This is a genomic window from Streptomyces flaveolus (assembly GCF_044765825.1).
Lineage (GTDB): Bacteria > Actinomycetota > Actinomycetes > Streptomycetales > Streptomycetaceae > Streptomyces > Streptomyces flaveolus.
This window is the reverse complement of sequence record NZ_JBIWKU010000016.1, coordinates 111,538-135,900: the sequence shown is the minus strand read 5'-3', so window position 1 is coordinate 135,900 and position 24,363 is coordinate 111,538. Positions and strand designations below refer to the sequence as shown.

At 70.3% G+C, this 24,363-nt stretch carries 17 protein-coding genes and 2 pseudogenes; 11 read left to right on the top strand and 8 right to left on the bottom strand.

The genetic code is table 11. From position 1 onward, the window contains the following. Nucleotides 1-29 precede the first annotated feature (29 nt). Both ACIRG6_RS34975 and ACIRG6_RS34970 read right to left on the bottom strand, forming a co-directional pair. On the bottom strand, nucleotides 30-1,091 hold the full coding sequence (locus tag ACIRG6_RS34975) for an MDR family NADP-dependent oxidoreductase (protein ID WP_403325787.1): 1,062 nt from the start codon (nucleotides 1,089-1,091) through the stop codon (nucleotides 30-32). 363 nt (nucleotides 1,092-1,454) lie between these two features. Continuing rightward, entirely contained in the window at nucleotides 1,455-2,282 is an 828-nt protein-coding gene (locus ACIRG6_RS34970) for an SCO6745 family protein (RefSeq protein ID WP_403325784.1), read from the bottom strand. Nucleotides 2,283-2,650: 368 nt separating this feature from the next. On the opposite strand from ACIRG6_RS34970, the gene ACIRG6_RS34965 reads away from it, so the two are divergent. Further along, nucleotides 2,651-4,876 carry a penicillin acylase family protein gene (locus ACIRG6_RS34965; RefSeq protein WP_403325782.1) on the top strand — a complete coding sequence of 742 codons (2,226 nt, stop codon included), beginning with the start codon at nucleotides 2,651-2,653 and terminating at the stop codon, nucleotides 4,874-4,876. A 273-nt stretch (nucleotides 4,877-5,149) separates the two neighbouring features. Here ACIRG6_RS34965 and ACIRG6_RS34960 read toward each other — a convergent pair whose 3' ends face one another. Next, on the bottom strand, nucleotides 5,150-6,124 hold the full coding sequence (locus tag ACIRG6_RS34960) for an alpha/beta hydrolase (protein WP_403325779.1): 975 nt from the start codon (nucleotides 6,122-6,124) through the stop codon (nucleotides 5,150-5,152). A gap of 337 nt (nucleotides 6,125-6,461) precedes the next feature. On the opposite strand from ACIRG6_RS34960, the gene ACIRG6_RS34955 reads away from it, so the two are divergent. From ACIRG6_RS34955 to ACIRG6_RS34940, 4 genes are all read left to right on the top strand, one after another. Continuing rightward, nucleotides 6,462-7,706, top strand: a complete 1,245-nt coding sequence (locus ACIRG6_RS34955) for an NADH:flavin oxidoreductase/NADH oxidase family protein (RefSeq protein ID WP_403325776.1) — start codon at nucleotides 6,462-6,464, stop codon at nucleotides 7,704-7,706. Nucleotides 7,707-7,887: 181 nt separating this feature from the next. Then, nucleotides 7,888-8,808, top strand: a complete 921-nt coding sequence (locus tag ACIRG6_RS34950) for an acetoacetate decarboxylase family protein (protein WP_403325773.1) — start codon at nucleotides 7,888-7,890, stop codon at nucleotides 8,806-8,808. 14 nt (nucleotides 8,809-8,822) lie between these two features. Further along, a complete protein-coding gene (locus ACIRG6_RS34945; RefSeq protein ID WP_403325770.1) occupies nucleotides 8,823-10,421 on the top strand; it encodes a succinic semialdehyde dehydrogenase in 1,599 nt (532 codons plus the stop codon). 130 nt (nucleotides 10,422-10,551) lie between these two features. Further along, complete coding sequence (locus ACIRG6_RS34940) at nucleotides 10,552-11,160, top strand: TetR/AcrR family transcriptional regulator (protein ID WP_364826067.1); 609 nt, start codon at nucleotides 10,552-10,554, stop codon at nucleotides 11,158-11,160. A 100-nt stretch (nucleotides 11,161-11,260) separates the two neighbouring features. On the opposite strand, the gene ACIRG6_RS34935 is transcribed toward ACIRG6_RS34940, so the two are convergent. Further along, the gene (locus ACIRG6_RS34935) at nucleotides 11,261-11,737 is read right to left on the bottom strand and encodes an ATP-binding protein (RefSeq protein WP_364826070.1); all 477 of its coding nucleotides are present in this window, start codon (nucleotides 11,735-11,737) and stop codon (nucleotides 11,261-11,263) included. A gap of 557 nt (nucleotides 11,738-12,294) precedes the next feature. On the opposite strand from ACIRG6_RS34935, the gene ACIRG6_RS34930 reads away from it, so the two are divergent. From ACIRG6_RS34930 to ACIRG6_RS34910, 5 genes and pseudogenes are all read left to right on the top strand, one after another. Further along, nucleotides 12,295-12,969, top strand: coding sequence for an Lsr2 family DNA-binding protein (locus ACIRG6_RS34930; protein WP_403325766.1), 675 nt, complete (start codon nucleotides 12,295-12,297; stop codon nucleotides 12,967-12,969). Nucleotides 12,970-13,074: 105 nt separating this feature from the next. Further along, nucleotides 13,075-13,539 carry a MarR family transcriptional regulator gene (locus ACIRG6_RS34925; protein ID WP_403325758.1) on the top strand — a complete coding sequence of 155 codons (465 nt, stop codon included), beginning with the start codon at nucleotides 13,075-13,077 and terminating at the stop codon, nucleotides 13,537-13,539. Nucleotides 13,540-13,878: 339 nt separating this feature from the next. Further along, nucleotides 13,879-14,567, top strand: a pseudogene (locus ACIRG6_RS34920) (haloacid dehalogenase type II). 640 nt (nucleotides 14,568-15,207) lie between these two features. Beyond that, nucleotides 15,208-16,266, top strand: coding sequence for an AraC-like ligand-binding domain-containing protein (locus tag ACIRG6_RS34915; protein WP_403325755.1), 1,059 nt, complete (start codon nucleotides 15,208-15,210; stop codon nucleotides 16,264-16,266). 369 nt (nucleotides 16,267-16,635) lie between these two features. Further along, nucleotides 16,636-17,397 (top strand): alpha/beta hydrolase, encoded by a 762-nt coding sequence (locus tag ACIRG6_RS34910; protein ID WP_403325752.1) that lies wholly within the window; start codon nucleotides 16,636-16,638, stop codon nucleotides 17,395-17,397. Between the two features lie 21 nt (nucleotides 17,398-17,418). On the opposite strand, the gene ACIRG6_RS34905 is transcribed toward ACIRG6_RS34910, so the two are convergent. From ACIRG6_RS34905 to ACIRG6_RS34890, 4 genes and pseudogenes are all read right to left on the bottom strand, one after another. Continuing rightward, the gene (locus tag ACIRG6_RS34905) at nucleotides 17,419-19,677 is read right to left on the bottom strand and encodes an ATP-binding protein (protein WP_403325749.1); all 2,259 of its coding nucleotides are present in this window, start codon (nucleotides 19,675-19,677) and stop codon (nucleotides 17,419-17,421) included. Between the two features lie 89 nt (nucleotides 19,678-19,766). Continuing rightward, entirely contained in the window at nucleotides 19,767-20,618 is an 852-nt protein-coding gene (locus tag ACIRG6_RS34900) for an NmrA/HSCARG family protein (protein ID WP_403325746.1), read from the bottom strand. 340 nt (nucleotides 20,619-20,958) lie between these two features. Continuing rightward, nucleotides 20,959-21,117: pseudogene (locus tag ACIRG6_RS34895) on the bottom strand (alpha/beta hydrolase); the annotation flags it as partial. A 9-nt stretch (nucleotides 21,118-21,126) separates the two neighbouring features. After that, nucleotides 21,127-22,098, bottom strand: a complete 972-nt coding sequence (locus ACIRG6_RS34890) for an alpha/beta hydrolase (protein ID WP_403325743.1) — start codon at nucleotides 22,096-22,098, stop codon at nucleotides 21,127-21,129. 364 nt (nucleotides 22,099-22,462) lie between these two features. On the opposite strand from ACIRG6_RS34890, the gene ACIRG6_RS34885 reads away from it, so the two are divergent. Continuing rightward, a complete protein-coding gene (locus ACIRG6_RS34885; protein ID WP_403325892.1) occupies nucleotides 22,463-24,340 on the top strand; it encodes an amidohydrolase in 1,878 nt (625 codons plus the stop codon). Nucleotides 24,341-24,363: the final 23 nt, after the last annotated feature.

The following is a 24,363-nucleotide window of genomic DNA, read 5'->3' as shown; positions in this document are numbered from 1 at the left end:
GTGCCTCCCGCTCGTCGTACCGGCGGCCGTCAGCCGTGCCCCGGGAGGTCGACGACGACCGTGCCGAAGGTCTGTCCCCCGGTCAGTTCCTGCAACGCCCGCGGGGCCCGCTCGATGCCCTCGAACCGGGTCAGCGGGAACCGGATCTCGCCCGACCGCAGCCAGCCGTCGAACCGGTCGTTCCATTCGGCCTCCACCTCGGGGTGGTCGACGCCGGTGTACCCGCGCACGGAAGCCCCCTTGACCACGAGCCGGAAGGTGTCGATCCGCGTCGGCGCGGTCGCTCCGGGACTCTCGGGGTCGAGCTGCCCGGACAGCGCTCCGACCAGCGCGAACCGGGCGCCCTGCCGGGCCGCCGTCACGGCCGCGGTGAGCTGGACGCCGCCGACGTTGTCCAGCAGGACGTCGATGCCGTCCGGCGCGGCCTCGGCGAGCTGCCGGGAGAAGGCGCCGTGCGCGGTGTCCCGCTCCCCGCGCCACGAGCCGCCGGTCAGCACGGCGTCGTAGCCGAGTTCGGACGTCAGGCGCGCCGCCTTGTCCGGTGACCCCGTGGTGCCGATGACCCGGGCGGCGCCGAGCAGCCGGGCGATCTGACCGGCCAGCGAGCCCACCCCGCCCGCTGCACCGGTGACCAGGACGACGTCCCCCTCGCGTACGCCCGCGAGCCGGGTCAGCGCCCCGTAGGCGGCGGAACCGGAGGAGAGGCGGGCGACGGGCTCGGCCGCCGGGCCGAGAGGGGCGCATCCGGCCAGGGGCACGAGGGCGTACTCGCGCCAGCCCATCAGGTGCGTCACCAGGTCGCCGGGACGCAGGGAGCTGTCCGGCGGCGCGACGACGACCTCGCCGACGGCCGGCCCGAACAGGGCGTCCCCGGGGCTCAGTCCCGGCACCGGCGTTCCCTCGGCCCCTCCCCCGACGAGGGTGCGCAGACCTCCGAAGACCTGGAAGTGGCGGTTGCGGACCAGGACGTGGCCCGGTGCCGGAGCGGGCGTCGCCCTCTCGACGACGGTGAAGTCGGCCGGTACGGGCAGCGCCGCGGGGACGCGGGCGAGCCGCACCTCGCGGCTGGTCCGGGGCAGAACCGTGGTCATGGGCGGCCTCCTGGGCGTGGGCACGGGTGCACGGCGCTACCGGGTGAACGGCCGGGCACCGGGCGGAACAGCGCACCGACGCTAATCCCTGACCCGCGGGTCAAGGGCAAGCCCGCCGAGACCGCGGGCCGGACGCAGGAGGTCGGCCTCCGCACGCAGACCTGCCAGGGCCTGCCGGAGTCCAGCCGCGGAAAACGGCGTACGTCTGCTCTCCGTCACCGGTCGCCGGACGAAGTCGTCCATGACGACGGCGTGCGGGGCATGGCGCTCGATGACCGACCGAACGCGATCGAGGCGGGCTGGACGTCGTCCTCGGCCCCGACGCTGTTCTGCGGTGCTCGGACGTTCGAACAGCACGCCGGGTCACTGCGACCCCGCGGCCACCAGCGTCGCGGTGATGGGTTCGAGCTCGGCGACCAGCTCGTCGAGCTCGGCGGGAGTCAGGGCCTCGTACGGCGGGGCGGCGAGCTCGTCGGTCAGGGCTTCGATGCGGTGCTTGGTCTCGCGGCCGGCGTCGGTGAACCGGCCGTCGGTGTCGACGAGCCCGCGCTCGCGCAGGCCGTCCATGACCGCGGCCAGCCGCTCCTTCGGAAGGTGATGGATGCGCCCGAACGACTCCGGCGGGTGGATGCCCTGCGCCAGCGCGGAGAGCACATGAGCCTCCGTGCCACCGATGCGCGCGCCGACGAGAGCGGCGACGTGCCCGTCACCCCGGTGCTCGCGCAGCATGGTCGCGGAATGCCACAGCCGGGCGACCGGGTCGCTCGGCACCGGGAGGGTCCGCATCCCGGCGTACATCACCCGGCCCTCCGTGGGCGCGTTCGTCGCGGCTTTCGTGGTCAGGTCGGCGGCGCGCACCAGCCCCGGGGAGTCGGCCAACTCGTCGCCGAGGATCCGTCGCAGGGAGGCCGCGCTGCCCCGCTCCCGCGCGGCGACGGACGCCTCGGGCGGGATCGTCTCCCACGCGCTCGGGATGTGCCGCGCGGCCTCCCCGTCGGCGAAGCTGTAGAAGGCCGCGTGCACGACCTCCGCCGGCACCCGCCCCAGCGGGGCGGCGCGGCTGGCGAAGTAGCCGTCCCAGTAGGTGCGGTGGCCGAGCGCGGCCAGCTCCTCGTTGCACTCGTCGGCGAAGAAGGTCACCAGGCAGATCGGCTCCAGGAGCTCGAACATGCGGCGGGCGATGTGGGTCATGGCCCCCATCATGCCTACGGCCGCGCCCCGCGGAGCGGTACTTCGTCTCCCGGGCCGCGGAGCACGTCGAGCCCGAACGTGCCGGCGCTGCCTCGCTGCATGGTCAGGCCGCCGGGGTCTCGCGTCTGGTGAGGAGCGCGGTCTTGTCAGTGAGCAGTCACCCGGATAGGACTGTCCCTGTAACTGATCAACGGGCGGTGACACCTGTACATGTCGCCTGCTCGGCGATGCCGTGTGCGCGGAAGGGAGCGGTGCCGTGAGGCCGGCCGACGCCACGGCGTGACGGCCGCCGGAACAGGCGGTGCCTCAAGTCGCCGTCCCCCTTCGGGCCACGGCCCGTTGAGGCCTGCAGGAGAGTGGAGCAGCTCATGCACCATGCGCAGTTCACCGGGGTGAGCCGACGCCGCGTCCTCGGCACGGCGGCCGGGCTCGCCGTCGTCGCCGCCCTCCCCGCCGCGACCGCGGTCGCGGCGGACTCCGCGTCCACCGCCGCCCGTTGGCGCAGACACGTGGCGCGCGTGACGATCACCCGGGACGACTGGGGCGTCGCGCACGTGAAGGGCGAGAGCGACGCCGACGCCGTCTTCGGAATGATGTACGCCCAGGCCGAGGACGACTTCAACCGCGTCGAGACCAACTACCTGGTCGCTCTCGGCCGTCTCGCCGAGGCCGAGGGCGAAAGCGCCGTATGGCAGGACCTGCGCCAGCGGCTCTACCTCGACCACGCGGAGCTGAAGAAGGCACACGCGCGCTGCCCTGCCTGGTTGCGGGTGCTGACGCAGGCGTGGGCGGACGGACTGAACTACTACCTCGCCACCCATCCCGAGGTGCGCCCCCGGGTCATCCGCCGCTTCGAGCCCTGGATGCCGCTGAGCTTCTCGGAAGGCAGCATCGGCGGCGACATCGAGTCCATCCCGCTCAGCCGGCTCGAAGCCTTCTACGGCGGGCGGACCCTGCCGATGACCGACGAGGAGCGCGGTCTGACGTTCCGGGAACCCACCGGCTCGAACGGCATGGCGATCGCGCCGAGCCACACCCGCGACGGCCACGCACTGCTGCTCATCAACCCGCACACCAGTTTCTTCTTCCGCGCCGAACAGCATGTGACGAGCAAGCAGGGACTCGACGCCTACGGCGCCGCCACCTGGGGCCAGTTCTTCATCTACCAGGGCTTCAACGCCCACACCGGCTGGATGCACACCTCCAGCGGCGTCGACAACATCGACAACTTCGCCGAGAGGATCGTGACCGGCGACGACGGCAAGCACTCCTACCGGTACGGCGACGAGCTGCGCCCCGTGACGACGAAGCAGGTCACCCTCTCCGTACGCACCGAGGACGGCGGCCAGGAGCAGCGCCGGTTCACGACCTACGCGACGCACCACGGCCCGATCGTCCGCGAGGAGGACGGCAAGTGGATCGCGTGCGCGCTCATGAACAAGCCCGTCGACGCGCTGAAGCAGAGCTACCTGCGCACCAAGACGCGGGACTACGACGAGTACATCGGCGTCGCGGAACTCAAGGCGAACAGCTCCAACAACACCCTCTTCGCCGACTCCAAGGGCGACATCGCCTTCCTGATGCCGCAGTTCATGCCGAAGCGCGACGACCGCTTCGACTATCTGAAGACCGTCGACGGCAGTGACCCGGCGACCGACTGGAACGGCCTGCACAGCCTGGCGAGCATGCCCCGGGCCGTGAACCCGAGGAACGGCTGGGCGTTCAACACCAACAACTGGCCCTGGACCGCGGCGGGGGACGACAGCCCCGACGCGGCCGACTACCCGCGCTACTTCGACCGGTTCGGCGAGAACCCGCGCGGACCGCAGGCGATCCGGGTACTGAGCGCGCGCAAGGACTTCACGCCCCAGACGTTGATCGACGCCGCCTTCGACCCGTACCTCACCGCGTTCGCCCGGCTGATCCCCGGCCTCGTCGCCGCCTGGGACGCCCTGCCCCCGGGCAGCGCGCGCAGGAAGCGGCTGTCCGCCCCGATCGCCCTGCTGCGCGACTGGGACACCCGGTGGTCGGCCGAGTCGACCGCCATGTCGGTGGCCGTGTTCTGGGGCGAGGACCTGTGGGCGATGACGGCCCAGGCGGCGGCGGACGCCGGGCTGTCCGGCTGGGACTACATGGCCGACCGCGCCACGGACACCCAGCGCCTCGACGCCCTGGGCACGGCAGTGGCCCGACTGGAGCGGGACTTCGGCAGCCAGGAGGTGCCCTGGGGCGACATCAACCGCTACCAGCGCAACGACGGCGCCATCGTCCAGGAGTTCAGCGACGACAAGCCGAGCGTCCCGGTCCCCTTCGCCTCGTCGCGCTGGGGGTCGCTGGCCTCGTTCGGGGCCAAGAGCTACCCGGGGACGAAGCGGTACTACGGCACCAGCGGCAACAGCTTCGTCGCGGTGGTGGAGTTCGGGCCCCGCGTGCGCGCCTGGGCGGTGACGGCGGGCGGCGTCAGCGGCCACCCCGACTCGCCGCACTTCGACGACCAGGTCGAGCGCTATACGAGCGGTGACCTGAGGCGGGTCTACTTCCATCCCGACGAGCTGACGGGTCACGTCGAGCGCAGGTACCGGCCCGGCGACTGAGCGGGCGGCAGTCCGAGCGGGGAGGGCGGCGTGCGCGTCGCCCTCCCCGGCATTCGTCCGACCGCGGCCGCACCCCGCGGGACCGGCGAGTTCCTGCGCGGACCAGGGCGCGTCGTGGGTCTGAACGACCGGTGGGTGCCGCACCACACACCGCGTCGGCATGGCCCGCGGACCAGGGCCACAAGAGAAGTGGCCCGGGCCCACCCCGCCTCTCAGGCGTCGGGAAGCCCGGACCGTACATCGTGCCCGGCGCGGAGGGGATGTGAGGGCGGCTCAGTTGCCGTGGAGGGCTGTCCGCAGAGCGTCGACGGCGAGTTTGCGGGCGACGTTGGCGGCGCGGGTGTCGCGCAGGCTGTCCAGGAGCAGGAAGTCGTGGACCATGCCGGCCACCCGGACCGAGGTGACGTCCACGCCGGCCTCACGGAGCTTGTTGGCGTACTGCTCGCCCTCGTCGCGCAGTACGTCGGCCTCGTCGGTGATCAGCAGGGTGGTGGGCAGTCCCCGGAGCTGGTCCACAGACGCCTGGAGCGGCGAGGCGTACACCTCGGCGCGCTGGGAGTCGTCGCTGGTGTACGCGTCCCAGAACCACTTCATGCCGTCGCGGGTGAGGTAGTAGCCCTCGGCGAACTGCAGGTAGGACGGCGTGTCGAAGTCGGCGTTGGTCACCGGGTAGAGCAGCACCTGCGCCTTGAGGTCGATCCCGCCGCGCTCCTTGTTCATGAGCGCGAACACCGCGGACATGCAGCCGCCGACCGACTCGCCGGTGACGGCGACGCGGGACGTGTCCAGTGCGTGTTCCGCGCCGTGCTCCATGACCCACTGGCCCACGGCGTAGTTCTGCTCGACCTGGGTGGGGTACTTCGCCTCCGGCGCACGGTCGTAGACGGGGAAGACGCCCGCCGCCCCGGCACCCACGACGAGTTCGCGGAAGAGCCGGTCGTGGGTCTTCTCGTCGCCGAAGACCCACCCGGCGCCGTGGATGTAGACCACCACCGGCAGCGGCCCGGTGGCCCCCTTGGGCCGGATGATGCGGGTACGGACGGTGCCCCACTCGCCCGCGTCCACGTCGACCCACTCCTCGTCGACGTCGGGGCGGGGGACGCTCTGGTCGCTCTGCAGGCCGAGCAGGATGTCACGGCCCTTCTCGGGGGGAACCTCGTAGATCCGCGGATGGGGGTCCGTCGCCTCGCACAGCTCCTTCGCGGCGGGTTCGAGGTAGGGGGTGATCGGAGGGGGAAGGTCGGTCATGTCCACTCCATGTCACGGGCACAGGTGTGCCCTGTTCGCGCGGCCTCACCCGGCCGCTGCTGCTACGCCTGCCGGTGCGCATCCATGCCTTGTTTCATGGTTCGCGCCCTTCTCTCCCGCCGCAACCGCTCCCTGAAGCCCCTCTTGGGTCAGCCCGCCTGGTGGAGGTGAACGCTCGGCCCGGTCTTCGAACTGTTGGCCGGAACGGTCCCGCGCCGCAGGGGCGAGCCGCCTGCGACGTACCCCACACCCCTCGATGTTTACAGCGATTACATTGGTGCCCTAATGTGAGTGGTGCAAACATCGTAAGCGATCAAGTCGGAAGAGAGAAACCGGTATGACCAGCGAGCTGTTCTCACCGCTGCCCCTGCGTTCCGGGCAGGTGCTGAAGAACCGGATCGCCAAGGCGGCCATGGAGGAGAACATGGCGGGCGACGGCCAACTCCCCGACGAGCAGCTGTTCACGCTGTACCGGCGCTGGGCCGCCGGCGGCACCGGACTGCTGATCACCGGCAACGTCATGGTGCACGCCGAGGCACTGACCGGCCCCGCCGGCGTCGTCCTCGACGAGCACGCTCCACTGGATCCCTTCGTCGACTGGGCGAAGGCGGGCAGGTCCGGCGGCGGTGCGATATGGATGCAGATCAATCACCCCGGCCGCCAGGTGGCCTCCGACATGCCCGGCGTCGTGTGGGGGCCGACGGACATCGGCGTCAGCCTGGGCAAGCACAGCAGCCGCTTCGGCCGTCCGACCGCCATGACGCCGCAGCAGATCGACGAGACCGTGGCACGGTACGCGGTGACCGCACGCCGGGCCGAGCAAGCCGGCTTCGACGGTGTCGAGATCCATGCCGCGCACGGCTACCTGCTGTCGCAGTTCCTCTCCCCCCTGGTCAACAAGCGCACCGACCAGTGGGGTGGATCTCTGGAGAACCGCGCCCGGATGCTGCTCGACATCGTCCGCGCCGTCCGGGCCACCGTCTCGCCGGCCTTCGCGGTCGCGGTCAAGCTCAACTCCGCCGACTTCCAGCGCGGCGGATTCGACGCCGACGACGCCCGACAGGTGATCGCGATGCTCGACCCCCTCGGCGTCGACCTGGTCGAACTCTCCGGCGGCAGCTACGAAAGCCCGGCGATGACCGGCCGCGCCGCCGACGCCCGCACCCAGGCCCGCGAGGCCTACTTCCTGGACCTGGCCAAGGACCTGATCAAGACCAGCCCGCTCCCGCTGATGCTCACCGGAGGCATCACCAAGCGCGCGACCGCGGAGAAGGTCCTCGACAGTGGTGTGGCGGTCATCGGCATGGGCACCGCGCTCGCGGTCACCCCCGACCTGCCCGACCTCTGGGGCCAGGGCCGCGAGGCCGACCGCCGGATGCGGCCGGTGAACTGGTCCGACAAGGCCCTGGCGTCCGTCGCCGGCATGGCTCAGGTCCGCCACCAGATGCGCCGGCTCGCCCGCGGAAGCAACCCCAGGCCCGGCACCCATCCGGTGATCGCCCTGATCTCCGAACAGCGCAAACAGCGCAAGGCCCTGCGGGACTACCGCGCATGGCTGTCGAAGCCCCGGGCCGCGGCCTGAGCGGAGCCACCCGAACGGTTCAGCCCCCGCGACGGACGGAGCCGGAGCGCCCGCGAGCCCCGAGCGGTTCCGCAGCCCTCCCCGGCGGTTCATAAGACCCGCTTCCCCTTGTTGACAGTGCACACATGACAACCCTACTGCCATGTGTGCACTGCTCACATAGAATCGAGGAGCCCACTCCATGCCTTCGACGCAGAAGGACACTGTCAAGGTCGCACTGGGAGGCCGCGAGGTCACGGTCCCCAAGGAAGGCCTGTACGACCGGTACCGGATGAACCCCGACCTCGACGAGATCGCCCGGGATCCGCGCGTCAGCGGCGTGGACTTCTTCCGGCAGCTGCCCAAGATCAAGGTCGACTCCCCGGTCGGCCCCACCCTCACGCCGAACTTCTACTACCGCATCTCGACCGCCCGGCTGACGATGCTCGCGCCGTCCCGCGCGATCCGCCCCCGGCTGCCCGAGGAGCTGGCACCCCTGGAGATCGCTCCCGGACTCGGGCTGGTCTCGGTGATGTTCTTCCGCTACGACGTGTGCGACATCGACTTCTACACCGAAGCCGCCGTCGGCATCGCCGTCAAGCCCGCCCGGCACGGCAAGCTCGGCTTCTTCGACCTCGTCACCAGCCTGAAGAACGAGCACCTCGACTCCTACGTCCTGTCGCTGCCCGTCAGCACGGAGATCGCACAGGTCCGCGGCCACGACGGCTACGGATTCCCCAAGTGGGTCACCGACCTCGACGTCGACATCGACCACCACCGGACCACCGCCCGCGTGGCCAACGACTCCGGCGGCGTGGACCTGTCGCTCCTCGCGGCCACCCCCAAGCAGACCGCTCACCCCAGCGGCCGGCGCGTCAGCTCGCTCACCTCGTACACGTCGATCAACGGCGCGTGGCACTCCACCCTGAGCCAGACCAACGTGCTGAGTGCCGGTACGACCCGCAGCACGCGCGACATCACCCTCCGGATCGGCGAAGGCCGCATGGCGGACGACCTGCGCTCCCTGAAGCCCCTCAGGACCATCCAGTTCGACGCGATGACCGAAGGTCAGCTCGCCCTGCACATGCCGGTCCCCACCTCGGTCCAGCGCAGGAACAAGTAAGCAAGGAGTCCGTCATGGCCACCGACCACGCAACCGGCCCCGTCGCCGCCCGGGGCACGGGCCTGCCCACATCCCTCACCCCGGCCCTGCTCGAGCGGCTGACCACGCAGGTCTCCGCCGCGCCGAATGCCGCACGGGTCACCACCAGCGCCCCCTACACCGGCGTCCCCCTGGCCGACCTTCCGGTCTCCACCCCCGAAGACGTCGAGGCCGCGTTCGCCCGTGCCCGGATCGCCCAGAAAGCCTGGGCCGCCACACCGGTCGCGGAGCGCAAGAAGGTCCTTCTGCGCTACCACGACCTCGTCCTGTCCCGTCAGGACGAGGCGCTGGACCTGATGCAGGCCGAGAACGGCAAGACCCGCCGCGACGCGTTCCTCGAGGTCGTCGACATCGGCATCGTCTCCCGCTACTACGCCCGCAACGCCGCCAAGTACCTCGATCCCAAGCGCCGCCGGGGCGCGATCCCGGTGCTGACCCACACCACCGAACTGCGCCACCCCAAGGGCGTCGTCACCGTCATCTCCCCGTGGAACTATCCGCTGAGCATGGCGGCCGGCGACACCATCGCCGCCCTCATGGCCGGCAACGCCGTCGTCCAGAAGCCCGACACCCAGACCGCCCTCACCGCGCTGTGGTCCATGGACCTCATGTACGAGGCGGGACTGCCCAAGGGTGTATGGCAGATGGTGATCGGCCGCGGCAGCTCCATCGGCGGCCCTCTGATGGACAACGCCGACTACATGATGTTCACCGGCTCCACCGCCAGCGGCCGTAAGATCGCCGGCGACGCCGGCCGGCGCCTGATCGGCGCCTCTCTCGAGCTCGGCGGCAAGAACCCCATGATCGTCCTGGACGACGCCGACATAGACAAGGCCGCCGACGGCGCCGTCGCCGCCTGCTTCCCCTCCGCCGGCCAGCTCTGCGTCTCCGTCGAGCGCCTGTACGTGGCCGAATCGATCCGCGACGAGTTCATCGCCGCGTTCACCGCCCGGACCGAGAACCTCAAGATCGGCGCCGCGTACGACTACAGCGTCGACGTCGGCAGCCTCACCACTCCCGCCCAGCTCAAGACCGTTACCGAACACGTCGACGACGCCGTCGCCAAGGGCGCCACCCTCCTCGCCGGCGGCAAGGCCCGGCCCGACCTCGGCCCCCTCTTCTTCGAACCGACGGTCCTCACCGACGTCACTCCCGACATGACGCTGTACGACCACGAGACCTTCGGCCCCGTCGTCTCCGTCTACAGCTATCGCGACATCGACGAGGCCATCGCTCTGGCCAACGCCACCTCCTACGGCCTCAACGGCAGCGTCTGGTCGCGCAACGGCGCCCGCGGCCGAGCCGTCGCCGCTCGTGTCCACGCCGGCACGGTCAACGTCAACGAGGCCTTCGCGGCCGCATGGGGAAGCGTCGACGCGCCGATGGGCGGCATGGGCGACTCCGGCCTGGGCCGCCGGCACGGCGCCGACGGCATCCTCAAGTACACCGAGCCCCAGACCATCGCCCACCAACGCATCCAGGGCTTCACCCCACCCGCCCGGATCAGCCCCGAAACCTGGGCGACCCTGCTGACCGGAGCCCTCAAGGTCCTCAAGGCGGTCGGCGTCCGCTGAGCCGCGAGCGCGGCGCCCGGCCCACGGACACTGCTCGCGGTTTCCCTCTTCCCTTTCGATCACTTAGGATGTATGCGGCGTTCACATAAGAGGGAGAATGTGAACACCGTAAACATAAGGGATGAGACCCATGCCTCAGGACACGTATCACCACGGCGACCTGCGTGCCGCCTGCCTGCGTGCCGCGCGTGAACTCCTCGAAGAGGACGGCAGCGCGGCACTCTCGCTGCGCGCGGTCGCGCGGCGCGCCGGGGTCTCGGCCACGGCCCCCTACCGCCACTATGCCGACCGTGACGCGCTCGTGTCCGCGGTGGCCGCCGAGGGCTACCGGGAACTCGCCGGGCAGCTGGCCCAGGCCCATCCCGCACCCTCGACACCCGACGAACTCGCCGCGGTCGCCGTCGCCTACGTCCAGTTCGCCCTGGAACACCCGGCACTGTTCAGGGCCATGTTCGCCGAGCCCTGCGACCCGACCAGCGAGGAACGGGTCGCCGCGACGGCCGCCATCTCGGAGTACGTCCGCGGCATCGTCCGGGCCACCTTCCCGGGTGCGGACGCCGACGCCCTGTCCACCACGGTGTGGGCCCTCGTCCACGGCCTGGCGTTCCTGCACCTCGACGGCAAGCTCGACACCTCCTCCCCCGAAGTCGTCGCCGGCCAGGTCCGGGCCGCCGTCCACGCGCTGTTCAGCGCGTCTCCGGCGATGTCGCAGGCGGCGAACGCCCCGACCGCGGTCTAGGCCGCCGGCACCAGTCCGGACGAGCCGGATCCGACGGACGACCAGCCCTGACCGGCCGCATCACCGCCGGTCAAAGCGGCCGCTGGGGATTGGTTCTACGTCACATGGCCCGGCGGCCGGCGACGTCGCCGCCAGGGTCGTCGGCGAGCTGGACGGTGGCAATGATCCGCTTGCCCACGGGCTCCCGGCGGACACAAAAGGTCTGGCACACCGCCATCACGATCTCCAGACCGTGCTGGCCGACCCGACCCGGGTCGGCTGCCAGCACCGACGGCAGCGTCGGGCTGCCGTCCCACACACTCACCTGGACAGTCCCCCTGCTGACCTCCAGGTCGAGCAGACAGGGACCCGGGGCGTACTTGCGGGCATTGGTCACCAGCTCACTCACCACGAGCTGCACCATGCCCATGGCCCGGGCCGACACCGGCAGTCCGTACTCGGCCTGCACCGAGGCGAGGAAGTCGCGGGCCGTGCGGCGGGCCTCACCGATCTCCGCACCGTCCTCGAACACAGCGGAGACCGCTGTCCGAGGGTCGCTGGAGGCCTTCCGGTCCTCATATCGCGCAGCAGGGACCATGAAGCCGCCTCACTTCCGAAGCTCCGCTGATTACGCGCTTCGTATGCCCCGCGAAATCCGGCACACTCCCCACCGGATTGTTGCTGTTCGATCACGACGCCCGCCCCCGCTTCAGATACCGAACCGGGCCACGGCGGCCGGGCGCGGGCGGTGCGAACGTACGGGGTGGTGACAAACGGCCGGTATACCCCCAGGCCGGGCCGAGCTGGACCGCCGGATCAGCGAACCTCGCCTGGTCCTGGATGTGAAGAAGTCCCGCCCCCCGAGGTGTCGGGGGGCGGGACCGGGTGGAGCGCCGGGCAGGCCTTGCACCTGCATTGCCCCGCAGGAAGCGGGGCGTCTTTCCTTAGACGACCGACGCGCGGAAGGCAGCCGCCGCAGCGACCCGCCTCGCAAGATCAACTATAGACGCTGTCGCACTCCCGTGCACATCGTGTTCGCAGCCCCGTGTACTTCGAGCCCGACCAGACGTCAGGCAGCATTCGTCACGCAGATGCCCGGTCACCGGCACGGCGCCGGTGGCAGCGCCCGAGATCCGACACCGCCCGAGGAAGCCCATGACTGATCTCACCACCCTCACTCAGCTGTGCGCCCCGCCCGGGCAGGACCTGGGCCTTGGCTGGGGCACGGTCGAAGCCGGCCTCGGCATGCCGCTGCCGCGGGACTACAAACAGCTCGCCGACCGGTACGGGCCCGGCTCCTTCAACGACTACCTCAGCCTCTTCCACCCTCACGGCGTGACCGAGTTCGTCGACCTCACCGGCCCCATGCCCGGCCGGATCCGCGCACAGCTGCGCAAGGACCACGACCAGGGCACGCATCCCGTCCCTCACGATCCGGACACGCTCTTCGCCTGCGGGGCCACCGACAACGGCGAGTACCTCTTCTGGATCACCGACCCCGCCGACGATCCCGACCGCTGGCGCATCGCGGTCAACGAAGCCCGCGGCCCCCGCTGGTTCACCTACGACGGAACCCTCACGGCCTTCCTCACCGGCGTCCTCACCGGACAGACCCGTGTTCCGCAGTTCCCGCCGAGCCTCCTCGACACCCCGGCCCGCTTCACGCCCTCACGCCCCGCCCTCGTCGAACCAGCACCCCCCACCGCCACCCGGCCCGCCGACACGGCAGTGATCCGCTCCTGGGCGCGAGCCAACGGCTACCAAGTGCCGCCTCGGGGGCGGGTCCCCATTGGAGTCCGCGAAGCCTGGGAACGCGCCACCCGCCGCTGACAGAGCAGGGAGGGCCGCGGGGTGCCGGCCAGGGGAACTGCCTTGACCTCGACTGAACCTGAGGTTCTACGGTGACCGCCATCCATTGATCACGAGGAGGGGCACGTGACCGTGACGCTCAGGGAGTACTCGCAGGAGGAGTTGGCCGCTCAGCCCATCGGAGCATGGACCGGCATGGCGGGCCGGCTGGTGGTCGGGGCCCTCCGTGAGCAGTTGGCGGTGGAGGACCTCACACAGCCGCATTGGTGGACGCTCAACCACGTTGCCGGGGAGCCGGGTAAGTGGACCCGGGCAACGTTGATCGAGCGGCTGGCGAAGTGGGACGACCTCGGGATCGACCTCAACGGTGTCTTCGACGATCTGGTCGACCGTGGTTGGCTGGCGGAGGATGCCGGGCTCATGACGTTGACCGAGGCCGGAGAGAACGGGCGCGTTCGGGCCAGGGAGCGCAACTTGCGCGTGCATCAGCAGGTGCACGAAGGCATTGACCCGGCCGACTTCGTGACCACGATCAACGTTCTGCGACGCATGGTCGCCAATCTGGGCGGCGACGGCAATCTGCCCGACTGACGGGTGCCGCGGCCGTGCGGTACTCCTCGCGGATCTCGGCCTTGATCGCGTCGGCGACCTTGCCGAAGCAGTGCAGGGTGCCGCCGGGGCCTGCCGCGGTGTGTGGGCGTGGGTGACGGGCCGGTCCGTGACCAGGCACGCCCGGGCCTCGCTGGGGCACCCGCGAGGCGATCGACCACCGGCCGTCGTGCCCGACGCCGTGACCGAGTTCGCCGGAGACACCGCGGTGGGCGTGGGCCGTTGCCGCACGGCCGTGCGGTTCGGGAATCCGGGTGGCTTGCCGCCACGTTCGACTGACAGCCACTCTCGAGCCGCTGCCTCGTCCAGGAGACCTCTCTCATGTCAGAGCCAGAGATCGATGCCCTCGTGTTCGACGTGCTCGGCACGCTCGTCGACGAACCCGCAGGTATCCGCGCCGGCATTCGGAAACTCGACCCATCGCTCGACGATCCCGGGGTCGAGCGGCTCTTGTCGCTGTGGCAGCAGCACATCGACCGCGAGCAACGTCGCGTCCTCGACGGAGTCCGGCCCTACCTCACGAGCGACGTCCTCGACCTGGAAGCCGCCAGGCTCGTCGCCGATGCCGCCGGGGTCGACGACCCGACCGCCGTAACGGCGCTGGCCCAGGCAGGCCGCAGGCTCCCGCCGTGGCCCGACACCGTGGCCGGGCTCGCCCGACTCGCCGAACGGTTCCCGCTGATCGGTCTCTCCAACGCCAGCCGGACAGCGCTGCTGGAACTCAACGCCCACGCCGGACTGCGCTGGCACAGGCCCTGTCCGCCGAGGACGCCCGGGCCTACAAGCCGGACCCCGCGGTCTACCAGCTGGCCGTCACCGTCTCCGGACGACCGCCGGAGCGGCTCCTGATGGTCGCCGCCCACGCGTGGGACCTGCGCGGAGCACAGGGCCTCGGCCTGCGCACCGCCTACGTCGCCCGCCCCGTCGGCGACCCGCCCACCTCCTCGGACGGGTTCGACCTGCACGCCGATGATCTGACCGGCCTGGCCGACCTGCTCGACCATGCCTAGGTTCGTGTTTCGGCTGGTCTCCATATCGACGATCAGGTCCGAAGCCACCGTTTCGCACGAGGTATCAGCGCACTCCGATCGCAAGGGATCATAGGCCGCACCCAGCCGGCACGAACCCCCAGGACACGTGTGTTGGCGCGTCAGTAGAGCGAGCAAAGGGTCAGCAAGAGTCCTGCCACGGCAGCCCCGCAGACAGTCGCACGCGGAACCCGCGCGTGATGCGTCCAGTCTCGCCCGCGGCCTCCTCGCGTGTATCCGCGGTCTCCCTGCTCGGGCACTTCCGGGCAAGAGGGGGGCCGTCCGACGGCAAAAGAAGTCGGCGCCCTCACCAGGTGGTGAGGGCGCCGAAGCGTCACCCCTGCCACCCGTCTGATCACCATCGCCATGTCGAAGGCCGCTCGCACAATTTCTGCCTGCGGTTCTGCCTGGGATCGTCTGCCGTCCGCTGCTTGGCTGTTCCCTGCGGGTAGGAACCGGGCCTCGCCGAAGCGGCACGGTTGCGCTCCAGCGAGGCCGCTGCCCGTACGAGGACACATCCGGCCCTGCCCGGGCACCGGCCGCCGTCTTCCGGAGAGACGCAGCCGTCCGAAACCGTTCCCGTCCCTCGCAGCCTCCAGACATTTCCTGAGCGGAGAGCAACTTGAGCATGGTGTTGACTACCGCTTCCGTACCGGACCGGGAGAAGGTCGCGTACTGGAACGACGTGGTGAGCAGGACGTTGGTACCCATGACGATCGCCCCGCGGGACGACGGGCCGTTCGACGGTCGGATCGCCACCCACCGCCTCGGATACCTCCAGGTCTCCACCCTGGAAGCCGATGCAGAGCGAGTCAGCCGCACTCCGGCATTGATCACCCGATCGCCCGAAGCACTGATGGCCGTCGGAGTTCAGATATCCGGCACGGCCACCTTTGTCCAGGACGGCCGAAGGGCGGAGGTGGGCGAAGGAGACCTGGTGCTGTACGACACGACACGGCCTTATTCCTTCGACTATCCGCGGCGATTCGCCGCGCATGTCTTCCAACTGCCCCGCCACACGCTGGGTGTGCCGGACAGCGACATCCGTCGGGTGACGGGCGATGTCATCGGCACCCGGGCCGGTGTCGGCGCAGTGCTGCTCCCCTTCCTGGCCACGCTCGCGTCCACGGCCGGCAGCTACCCCGCGGCCGTCGCCAACCGGCTGGCCGGCAACGTCGTGGAACTGTTCGCCACGTTGATCGCCGAACGCGCCCATCCCGCCGACACCGTCCCGGACACCGCCCGCAGCCAATTCCTGCTTCGGATACGCGAACACATCGACCGGAACCTGGGTGACCCGGATCTCTCGCCGGAGCGCATCGCCCGGGCGTTCCACATCTCCATCCGGTACCTGCACCGCTTGTTCGAAGGTGAGGGCATCACAGTCGCCCGGCTCATCCAGCAGAGGCGCCTGGAGGAGTGCAGCCGGGAACTGGCCCGCCGTGCCAGGACCGCCCCCACGGTGTCCTCGGTGGCCCGGCGGTGGGGATTCGTCAATCCCGCCCACTTCAGCCGTACCTTCCGCGCCACGTACGGCGTCTCCCCTCGTGACTGGCGCGGCGCGCACACCGCTCAGGGCCACAGCAGTCAACTTCCGGTCGACACGCGGCCGTCAGCGAGGACCGAGCAACTCAGGGCCGGCTGCCCGGAGCCTGCGAGTAGGGTGCCGTCAGGGCCCTGAGCACCTGCCCCGCGCCCGCGTCGGCGCCACCCGATACCGGCAGCCGCACCCCCACTTCCCCTCTCCCCGTCAGGCACCCGGTACGCCCATCACCGTCCCGCCTCATCCCGCTAGGCTTTCTCGGCTGGAGACCGTATGACCGACTTCGTCACTCCCCCACACCCTCGTACGGTCCTGGACGCGTCCACCCGAGCGTTTGTGGACAGATGCGCCTGCCCACGTTCGGCCCACACCCCGGACCCGGAACAGGCCAGACTGGAGCTGGCCCGTCTCCAGGGGCAGGGCGTCGCTGACCCTCTCGACGAGCAAGCCACTTCGGCACAGTGGTTCACGGTGCCCGGTGGGCCGACCGGTCACGTACGAGTGCAGGTGGTCAGACCCACCGACAGCGACGGCAGCATCCCCGTCGTGCTCTTCCTGCACGGGCTGGGCTGGGTCCTGGGCGATGCCCACACGCACGAGCGCCTGATGCGTGCCTTCGCCCTCGGCTCGGACGCGGCCGTCGTCTACGTCGAGTACCACCGCGCGCCGGAGGCGAAGTACCCGGTCGCCATGGAGCAGTGCTACGCGGTCGCGAGGTGGATCTGCGAACGAGGAGGGGAGATCGGTCTGGACGGGAGCCGGATGGCCGCCGTGGGCGACTCGGCCGGCGGCAACCTCGTAGCGGCGCTCACGTTGCTCGCCAAGGAGCGCGGTGACGTGAGACTGCTGCAGCAGGTGCTGCTGTGCCCGGTCACCGACGCCGACTTCGACACCCCGTCGTACCAGGAGTTCGCTGAGGGGTACTTCGTCGGCCGCGAGACCATGCGTTGGTTCTGGGACCAGTACCTGCCCGACGTGCGGCAGCGGAGCGCGGCCACCGCGTCACCGCTGCGAGCGACCGTGGAGCAGCTCACCGGCCTCCCCCCGGCCCTTGTGGTCACCAGCGAGGCCGACGTGGTACGCGACGAGGGCGAAGCCTATGCCGCGAAGCTGCGTGCTGCCGGCGTGGCGGTGGTCTCCATGCGCTACCACGGCACCGTCCACGACTTCATGGTGCTCGATCCCCTGTGCGACACCGATGCCGCGCGTGCCGCCCTCGTCCAGGCTCTCGACACCGTTCACGTCGCTCTGCATCGGCATCGCGGCTGAGCCTCCTGCCGCGGGCGTTGTTCACTCGCCGGCAAGCGAGTCCAGAAGATTCCGCGCCTTCTGCAGGATGACGCCGTCGGCCGCGTCACCGAGGTCGAGAGCCTGACGGAGACAGGACCTGGCTTCCGCTCGTTCGCCCAGTCCGACCAGGGCCTCAGCCAGACCCACGAGCGAGCCTCCCTCCATGTAGGGCATGCCGACGCGCCTGAACTGGGCCACAGCATCGCGGTGACTGGCGGCGGCGTCACTCCACTGCTGGAGGGCGATGTGGTCAAGACCGAGTGCGTAGGTCGCGTGAGCACGAGTCATATCGGCGACGTGCCCGTTGACCGGACGGTCCGGCGCGTCGAGGAAGGCGATGATGCGCCTGCTCTGGTCCAGGGACTCCTCGGCACGGCCGAGGAAGCGCAGACAAGAACCGTAAGTGAGCAGGGCGCCCAGCCGGCCCTCGCAGTCGTCGGCCTCTTCGTACAGGTCGACAGAGGCAAGGGCCTTCTCTGCCGCCGCCTGCGCCTCGCCGAGTTTCCGGTGCGCGACCGCCGCGTGCGACAAGGCCGAGGCCTGCTGGGGAACGTTACCGGCGCGGCGAGCGCACTGCAGACCTTCATCGGCCCGTTCGATGGCCTCGCGGTACCTGTGATCGCACTCGATCAGGGCCCACGCCTGCATGTTGAGGTGGAAGGCCTGCAGGCCGGGGTCGCCGAGTGCGGCAGCGGACTGGCTGGAGAGCTGGTAGAGCTCGGACCAGTGCCCCCAGAAGACCCACAGGTTGCAGAACCATTCCATGGCGTCTGCGGTCTCCACGACCTGGGTGTTCTCACCCTTGCGCGCGGCGCTGTGCAGGGCCGCGCGCCAGGCAGGGGCTTCGCTCTGGAGCCAGACTCGGGCCTGCTCGGTGTTCTCCAGAGCAACCAGACCTCGCCAGGACGAAGGCGGTGCCCCGTACTTGGGCTTGTACCAGCGGCCGGCGATCACAGCTGTTTCCAGGAGCCAGGCACGCAGCCGGTCCTCGGCCGCTTCCCGCCGGTCAGGGTCTTCCTCCTGGGACAGCCGGGCGCGGGCGAACAGCCGCAGCAGGTCGTGCAGTTGGTAGCGACCGGTGAAGGCGGCCTGCAGCAGTCCGGCCTCGACCAGTTCCTCCATCACGTCCTCGGCCTCGAAGACCCCGGTCCCGGTCAGCGCTGCGCCGTACGCGGCAGTCATGTCCGGCCCCGGGACGAGGCTCAGCAACCGCAGCATCCGTGCGGCCTGGCTGCTCAACTCCCGGTAGGACAGCTCGAACGCCGCCTCCACCCGCACATCACCGGCCACCAGGGCGCCCAGACGACGCTCCTCGTCGGTCAGGCGACGAACCAGGTGATCGACAGGCCAGCCGGACCGCACCGTCAGCCAGTTCCCCGCGACGCGCAGGGCCAAGGGCAGACGTCCGCACAGCTCCGCCACCCGGGACACGGCTGCGGTTTCCGCGTCCGCCCGGTCCGCGCCCAGAATACGGCGCAACAGAGCGACCGCCTCGTCCTGCGCCATCTCCGACAACGTCAGCCGGTCGACGTCCTCCAGACCCGTCAACGGCCTCCGACTGGTGACCAGTACCAAGCTCCGCCCGCCCGCCGGCAGCAACGGACGCACTTGCCCCTCATCGCGCGCGTTGTCCAGCACCACCAGGCACCGCCGCTCGCCCAGCAGGGCTCTCAGCAACCCCGCACGCCCAGCCTCGTCCTCCTGCGCCAGTCGGCGATCCGACACCCCCAGGGCTTTCAGCAGCTTCAGCAGCGGCTCAGCCGGGTCCACGGGGCCGTCCACCCCGTGCAGGTCCGCGACGAAGCACCCGTCGGGGAACATCTCGGCAAAATCCGCCACCGCTTTCAGCGCCAACGTCGTCTTACCGCACCCCGGAGGGCCCGAGATGACCGACACCCGCATGCCCTCACCGGTCCCCGCCCGTTCCGCGGCATCCCGCAGCCGGGCAAGTTCAGGACCGCGGCCCGTGAAGTCTCCCACCGACCGCGGCGGCACGGTCGTCCCCGCTACCGCCACCGTGCGCGCCGCACGCCCGGCCCGCGCCGCAGCAAGCAGCGCGTCCCGCTCCCGCTCACCGAGACGCAGCCCCTCCGCCAGCGCCACGACCGTACGGCGCTGAGGAACCCGGCTGCGTCCCCGCTCCATGTCGCCGATGGCCCTGACACTGACGCCCGACGCCTCGGCCAACTCCTCCATCGTCAGGCGACCCTGCTGTCGCAGACCTCGCAAAACGGCCCCGAAGGGCTTCTGGTCAGCCACGCTCTCCCCTGTTCTCCCCGGACCGAAGATTAACCGGCGCCATTGCGAGCTGTTGATCATTCAAGCCAGGGCACCACAGACGGGCGGGCTCAGCGGGCGGCTGCCCAGGCACGGCCGGCCCAGTCCGCGTACCGGGTCCAGCCGATCTCCGGGTGATCCCCGTGGAGCGCTGGGATGTCGACGCGGTATCCCTCCCTGTTGAGAAAGGCCCACATCGCGTGCATGTCAGGATTGGTCACCGCCGAGAGCGGAAAGCGCTCGTGACGAACCTCCCGTCCCAAGGCGTCCCCGAGTGCGTCGGCCATCTGCACGGGAGTGGGTGCGTCACTGGCGAGTTCGATGCGCTGACCGGCGTACTGGCCCGGATCGAGCAGTACTTTCGCGGCGAACGCCCCGAGATCCGCACGGTCGAGCTGCTGCAAGGGGCGGTCCCCCGGCAGCGGCAGATCCAGGAGACCGTCGAGGATGCGCTCGGCTCCGCCAAGTGCGTTGTCGAAGAAGTACGTAGGTCCCAGCACCGTGTGCGGGACGTCTCCCGAGGCCAACTCCGCCTCGATCAGTGCCTTGCTCTCGAAGTGTGGCACCCCGCTGGCCTGGTCGGCTCCCGCCACCGAACTGAACACGAGGTGCGGGATGCGCGCCAGCGTTGCGGCAGCGATGATCGACCGTCCCTGGGCGACTTCAGCTTCGAGGCCGGCCTCGAAGGGAGTCGTGTAGGCGAAGACCGCCCGCACTCCCGCCATAGCCGCAGCGAGAGAGTCGGCGTCGCTCAGCGACCCCGTCACGACATCGACCCCGGCCGCGGCGAGCATCCGTGCCGCTTGCCGGCCGGGATCGCGGACCAGGGCCCGGACACGGGCTCCGCGGCCGGCCAACGCCTTCGTCACCGCGCCGCCCTGTCCACCGGTGGCCGCGAGGACCAGAATCGGTTCATCGGTCATGAGGGCTCCTCTTTTCGCTCGCATGTCGACTGCCTCCCGCCCATCATCGGTCCGTGACCACGGTCCGCCTGGACGGCGGGCCCGGCAGCCGGAAACAGGGCACCTGGAGGCATGAGCTGTGCACGCTCGGGCACGGCAGGCAGCCGCGCCGGGTGAGCACGTGGGAGCGGGTCTTCCCGGGCGGTGTTCTGCGCTCGCCGCCGGTATGTTCCTGAGCGGTCTCGTCGCGGTGGTCACCGTGCGGCAGCGGACATGAGACGACCACAGACATGCGAAGGCCGCGCGGCCCCTTCAGGGGACACCCGCGCGGCCTTCGTGCCGGCTGCCGACGACAGCGGTATCAGGTGGTGGCGCCCACCGCGTCGCGGATCAGATCGGTTACTTCCTCGGGGTGCGAGACACCCACGGCGTGCGAGGCACCGTCGACGACCGTCGCACCGGCCCGCTTCGCGCCGAAGCGCTCCACTTCCGGGTTGATCGCCTCGTCCGCGCCGGCCAGGCCGCCACGTCAGCGGGTGTGCAGCGCGGCGTGGAGAACGGCGACGGCCTGGTTGATGGCCGCGTCGGCGGCGTGGGTCTCGCGCAGCGCGTTGAGCATCACGAAGTCGTGGATGACGCCCTGGTAGCGGACGGCGGTGACGGGCACGCCGGCCTCGCGCAGCTTGTTGGCGTACGCCTCGCCCTCGTCGCGCAGCACGTCGGCCTCGCCGGTGATGACGAGGGCCGGCGGCAGTCCGGTGAGCTGCTCGGTGGTGGCGCGCAGCGGCGAGGCGGTGATCTGGGCGCGCTCCGCCTGGTCGGTGGTGTACTGGTCCCAGAACCACTGCATGCCGTCGCGGCGCAGGAAGTAGCCCTCGGCGAACTGGTGGTAGGAGGCGGTGTCGAAGCTCGCGTCGGTGACGGGGTAGAACAGCACCTGCTGCACCAGCGGGACGTCGCCGCGTTCCTTGGCCATGAGCGTCAGCGCCGCGGTCATGTTGCCGCCCACGGAGTCGCCGGCCACGGCCAGCCGCGCACCGTCCAGCGCCTTGGTCGCGCCCTGGGTCACGATCCACCGGGCGACGGCGTAGTTCTGCTCGATGGCGACGGGGTAGCGGGCCTCGGGCGAGAGGTCGTACTCGGGGAAGACCACGGCCGCACCGGCGCCGACGGCCAGTTCGCGCACCAGGCGGTCGTGGGTGTGGGCGTTGCCGAACACCCAGCCGGCGCCGTGGATGTAGAGGATCACCGGCAGGGTGCCCGTGGCCCCGACGGGCTTGACGATGCGGGCGCGGACGCTGCCCGTGGGACCACCGGAGACGGTGATCCACTCCTCCTCGACGTCCGGCTTGGCGATCTCACCGGACTGCACCTCGTCGACGGCCTTGCGACCCTCAGCCGGGGGCAGGTCGAACAGATAGGGCGGGTTCGCCGTCGCCTCGGCGAACGCCGCCGCCGCGGGCTCCAGCACCGGCTGAACCGGCTCCACGGGGTGGGACATAAGGACTCCTCGGACTCATGTGCGTGCCGGCGTTTCCGGCGAAGCGGCCCTCATCGGATCGGGGATCCGCTGAGCCGGCCACAGCCACGCTAAAAGTGCGTGGGCAACCGCTGTTGCCCGCCCGCGCACTGTCTCTGGCTCCACCGTGCACGGTGGAGCCTCCAGTGCGCTGCCGGACAAATTCCAGTGCGCTGACCAGAAACCGGGCCAGGGCCATCCGGCATAGCGTGAGCGGCGAAGCAGCCGCAGCACGGCCCTACGTGCACCTCGCCGTCAACCCCATCCGGCTCGAGAGCCTCGGCATTGACACAGATTCCACTTCCACGCTGTACGCCCCGAAGGAGGTTGTCGAAAGGTGTCCACGATGCCGGTCGGCGGGCTGATTCCCCGCGCCACCGACGACGCGGCGGACCTCGTCGTCCGCAACGCCAAGATCCATACCGGTGATCCCCGTCTCCCGCAGGCCGAGGCGATCGCCATCCGCGACGGCGTCATCACCGCAGTGGGCGGGGACAAGGACGTGGCCGACAAGGTCGGTCCCGCCACGCGCGTGGTCGACGCGCTGGGTCGGAGGATGGTTCCCGGCCTCAACGACGCCCACCTGCACGTGATCCGTGGCGGCCTGAACTATGTGCTCGAACTGCGCTGGGACGGGGTGCGCTCTCTGCGTCAGGGACTCGCCATGCTGCGTGAGCAGGCGGCCCGCACGCCCCAGGGCCAGTGGGTGCGCGTGGTCGGCGGCTGGTCGGCCGAGCAGTTCGCCGAACGGCGGCTGCCTACCGTCGCCGAGCTGAACGCCGCCGCACCGGACACCCCGGTCTTCGTCCTCCACCTGTACCAGTCGGCGATACTCAACCGCGCGGCGCTCAAGGCGGTGGGCTACGACAAGGACACTCCCGATCCCCGGGGTGGACAGATCATGCGGGGGCGTGACGGTGAGCCCACGGGCATGCTGCTGGCGGCTCCGAGCGCCCTGATCCTCTACTCGACCCTGGCCAAGGCGCCGATACTGGACGAGGAGCACAGGAAGACGTCCACGCGTCACTTCCTGCGGGAGTTGAACCGGTTCGGCCTCACCTCGGCGATCGACGCGGCGGGCGGCTTCCAGAACTTCCCCGACAACTACGAGACGGTCACGGAACTGGCCAGGGAAGGCGAGCTGTCCCTGCGCATCGCCTACCACCTGTTCCCGCAGACCGCGGGCCAGGAGATCGACGACCTCACCCGCTGGATCGACATGGTCCGCCCCGAGGACGGCGACGAATGGCTCCGCCTCAACGGAGCCGGCGAGAACCTCACCTGGGCGGCGGCGGATTTCGAGAACTTCGCCGAGCCACGCCCCGAACACGCCCCCGACTACGAGGTGGAGTTCGAGAAGGCCGTACGCCTCCTCATGGAGAACGGCTGGGGTTTCCGCCTGCACGCCACGTACGACGAGACCATCCGCCGCGACCTCGCCGTGTTCGAGAAGCTCGCCGCGGAAGGGCTCTTCCCCGGCGGGAACCGTTGGCTGTTCGACCATGCGGAGACCGTGTCGGCCGACAGCCTCGACCGCATCGTCGCCCTCGGCGGAGCCATGTCGGTGCAGAACCGGCTGTCCTTCCAGGGCGAGGCGTTCGTACGCCGCTACGGGATCGGAGCCGCCGCGGACGCGCCGCCGATCCGGGCGATGCTGGGCAGGGGCCTGACTGTGGGCGCCGGTACCGACGCCACCCGCGTCTCCTCGTACAACCCGTGGATCGCACTGCACTGGCTGGTCACCGGCCGTACGGTCGGCGACCTGACCATCCACCCGCCGCACAACCGGGTCGACCGGGAAACGGCGCTGGAGATGTTCACCACGGCCGGTGCCTCGCTCACCGGTGAGCAGGACCTCAAGGGCGTCCTGCGCCCGGGCTTCCTCGGAGATCTCACCGTGCTGTCACAGGACTACTTCACGGTTCCCGACCCGGAGATCACGCACATCGAGGCCCTGCTGACGGTAGTCGGCGGCCGGATCGTCTACGCCGCCGGCGAGTACGAGGGCATCGACGAGCAGATGCCTGCGGTGACCCCCGAGTGGAGCCCGGTGGCACACTTCGGCGGCTACCAGGCGGCCTCGTCGCAGGGCAGGTCGGGAGTCCGCCAGGCCGAGCTTCTCGGCGAGGCCGCCGCAGAGTCGGAACTGCACCGGCAGTGGCGGGCCCGCCGCGGCCTCGTCCCCGAGACGGACAGCCCGGTCCTCGACCCCTGCTTCTTCTGAGCCAGACGTCACTGCCGTCGATC

Excerpts from the sequence above, each read along its gene's own strand:
- ACIRG6_RS34975 (WP_403325787.1), bottom strand. The coding sequence starts at position 1,091 with ATGACCACGGTTCTGCCCCGGACCAGCCGCGAGGTGCGGCTCGCCCGC.
- ACIRG6_RS34970 (WP_403325784.1), bottom strand. The coding sequence starts at position 2,282 with ATGACCCACATCGCCCGCCGCATGTTCGAGCTCCTGGAGCCGATCTGC.
- ACIRG6_RS34965 (WP_403325782.1), top strand. The coding sequence starts at position 2,651 with ATGCACCATGCGCAGTTCACCGGGGTGAGCCGACGCCGCGTCCTCGGC.
- ACIRG6_RS34960 (WP_403325779.1), bottom strand. The coding sequence starts at position 6,124 with ATGACCGACCTTCCCCCTCCGATCACCCCCTACCTCGAACCCGCCGCG.
- ACIRG6_RS34955 (WP_403325776.1), top strand. The coding sequence starts at position 6,462 with ATGACCAGCGAGCTGTTCTCACCGCTGCCCCTGCGTTCCGGGCAGGTG.
- ACIRG6_RS34950 (WP_403325773.1), top strand. The coding sequence starts at position 7,888 with ATGCCTTCGACGCAGAAGGACACTGTCAAGGTCGCACTGGGAGGCCGC.
- ACIRG6_RS34945 (WP_403325770.1), top strand. The coding sequence starts at position 8,823 with ATGGCCACCGACCACGCAACCGGCCCCGTCGCCGCCCGGGGCACGGGC.
- ACIRG6_RS34940 (WP_364826067.1), top strand. The coding sequence starts at position 10,552 with ATGCCTCAGGACACGTATCACCACGGCGACCTGCGTGCCGCCTGCCTG.
- ACIRG6_RS34935 (WP_364826070.1), bottom strand. The coding sequence starts at position 11,737 with ATGGTCCCTGCTGCGCGATATGAGGACCGGAAGGCCTCCAGCGACCCT.
- ACIRG6_RS34930 (WP_403325766.1), top strand. The coding sequence starts at position 12,295 with ATGACTGATCTCACCACCCTCACTCAGCTGTGCGCCCCGCCCGGGCAG.
- ACIRG6_RS34900 (WP_403325746.1), bottom strand. The coding sequence starts at position 20,618 with ATGACCGATGAACCGATTCTGGTCCTCGCGGCCACCGGTGGACAGGGC.
- ACIRG6_RS34890 (WP_403325743.1), bottom strand. The coding sequence starts at position 22,098 with ATGTCCCACCCCGTGGAGCCGGTTCAGCCGGTGCTGGAGCCCGCGGCG.
- ACIRG6_RS34885 (WP_403325892.1), top strand. The coding sequence starts at position 22,463 with ATGCCGGTCGGCGGGCTGATTCCCCGCGCCACCGACGACGCGGCGGAC.